Origin of the sequence: Synechococcus sp. H60.3, assembly GCF_047462295.1 — a bacterium.
In the GTDB taxonomy this organism is placed as follows: Bacteria; Cyanobacteriota; Cyanobacteriia; order Thermostichales; family Thermostichaceae; genus Thermostichus.
The window spans coordinates 8,975-10,792 of the sequence record NZ_JANSIY010000067.1 but is presented as its reverse complement, the minus strand read 5'-3'; the positions used below and the strand labels follow the sequence as shown (position 1 = coordinate 10,792).

At 59.8% G+C, this 1,818-nt stretch carries 2 protein-coding genes; one reads left to right on the top strand and one right to left on the bottom strand.

Annotated features, from left to right (window positions below; genetic code table 11):
- Window positions 1–8: 8 nt before the first annotated feature.
- Entirely contained in the window at window positions 9–413 is a 405-nt protein-coding gene (locus NW841_RS08395; protein WP_414386079.1) for a histidine phosphatase family protein, read from the top strand.
- 47 nt (window positions 414–460) lie between these two features.
- Here NW841_RS08395 and NW841_RS08390 read toward each other — a convergent pair whose 3' ends face one another.
- Entirely contained in the window at window positions 461–1,609 is a 1,149-nt protein-coding gene (locus tag NW841_RS08390; RefSeq protein WP_414386075.1) for a DUF58 domain-containing protein, read from the bottom strand.
- Window positions 1,610–1,818 lie beyond the last annotated feature (209 nt).

Sequence of the window (1,818 nt, the reverse complement as noted above, 5' to 3'; positions counted from 1 at the left end):
GGGATCCCTTGGCAGGCCCTCTACGTCAGCCCGATGCGGCGCACCTTGGCTACTCTCAGGCCGCTGGCAGAGAAGACGGGGTTGGAGATAGGGAAATCCACTACAGCGAGTGGGAGGGCAAAACCCACGCCGAGGCCCGCGAAGCCCATCCCGAAGCCTACTGGCGCTGGAGGACCGAGCCGGCCTGGAACGCCCCCAGGTGGCGAAACCGCTGTGCAAATTGCCAACCGCGCCCTGCCGGTTGTGGCGGAGATATCGTCTCTTCGGATTCTTCTCCGCAGCCTGCTGGGCATTCACCTGGGCCGCTACCGGGATCGCATCGAGGTTTTGGCTGCCTCGGTCAGCGTGGTCAAGTTCGATCGCTATGGGCCCCTGCTGGAAAGCTTGGGGGAACGCGGCTATCTGGCGCCTAATCTGCAGCAAAGGGTAGGCACCTAAACTTTCAAAATGGGTCTGAAGTTCACTCAATGGGGATAAATTGCAACAGCAACCCTGGGTGGATGAGATGAACCGGGGCAGATTTTCCATCCTGGTCGGGATGGGCCAGCAGCACACAGCGATCTTGAGGGGTGAGGTTAAACCCGGCAGAGGGATCAGCCAGTTGAGAGTTGAGTTGGGGATCCCCGACAAACGTTAGTTGGGCCAACAGAGTTAACAGCCGGTCTTGGTGGGCCAGATCCGCTCCAAAAGCAGTTCGCTCCTGCAAGGTGGCCAGCGCCACAGGATAGCCTTCTCGAATCAAATAGGTGAGGATCCCGGCACAGCGCTCTACGGCCCGCTCCAGCTTGTTGCGATGGGCTTCAGGGCTTTCTCCCCGCGGCTGCCAGCGATTTTCAAAACAGAGGACGATGGCCTGGGAACGGGGGCGCTCCAGCTCCCGCACAACCAGTTGATCCCGTTTGGCCGAGATCTTCCAGTGCACCGAGCGCAGATCATCCTGGGGACGATAGGGCCGCAGGCTAAGGTAGTCCCCCTCCTGGCCGGCCTGAGGGCGCAACTGGCTACCGCCGCTCAATTGTTCCCACAGCAACAGGTTTTGGACAGGGGCAGGCCGAGGAAACACAATCACCGTCTGCGGGTCCTCGATTTCCACTGCCTTGCGGAAGAGTTCAAAGGGAAAGCTGGTGGCAATCTCAAAACCCTGCAACTGCCACACCCCTCGCCTTGAAAAGGCGTGTTGATAGAAAGTCTCCACCCTGCTGCCGGGATCCAGCCGCAGCACATAGCTGGAAGGCCAGTCCGTCTGCCTCAACCCCTCAATGCGTTCCCTTACCTGGAGCGAAAAACTGGGCAGGCGCCGTTTGCGATTGACCAGCGTCAGCCCCACCAAGACCGGCTGGCCGGCAAAGATGCGGCTGGGCAACCGCCGGCTCACCTCCAGATCTTTGAGGGTGAGCTCGGAGAGGAGGCCGCTGAGGAGAATGAGGCTAAGCAGCATCCCCAGCACCAGGTATAGGGGATTGTTGCCGGTGTTGAAGGCGGCAATACTCACCAGGAGGGTGATCCCGACAAACCGACCCCCGATGCGGGTAAAGCGGAAGCGGCGCAGAAAACGAACCCGCTGCCTCAACTGGGGAGAGCGGATCCCCAACTTCCACCGCCACCGCAAGGATTGGAAGAGTTGAAATGCTGCTTGGCTAAGTTTTGGTAACACTGGCATCCCTTCTCCGCCGCCCTGTGCCGCTAACTCTTGCCCCTCAACCCTCCGCTGGAGTTAGGGGGAGTACTGGACATTCTCAAACATTGAGCTACGCGATAGGGCAAGTCCCGCAAATTTACTGGTCGGATCCTTCCTGCCATTCGCGTCAGCAGGACGGA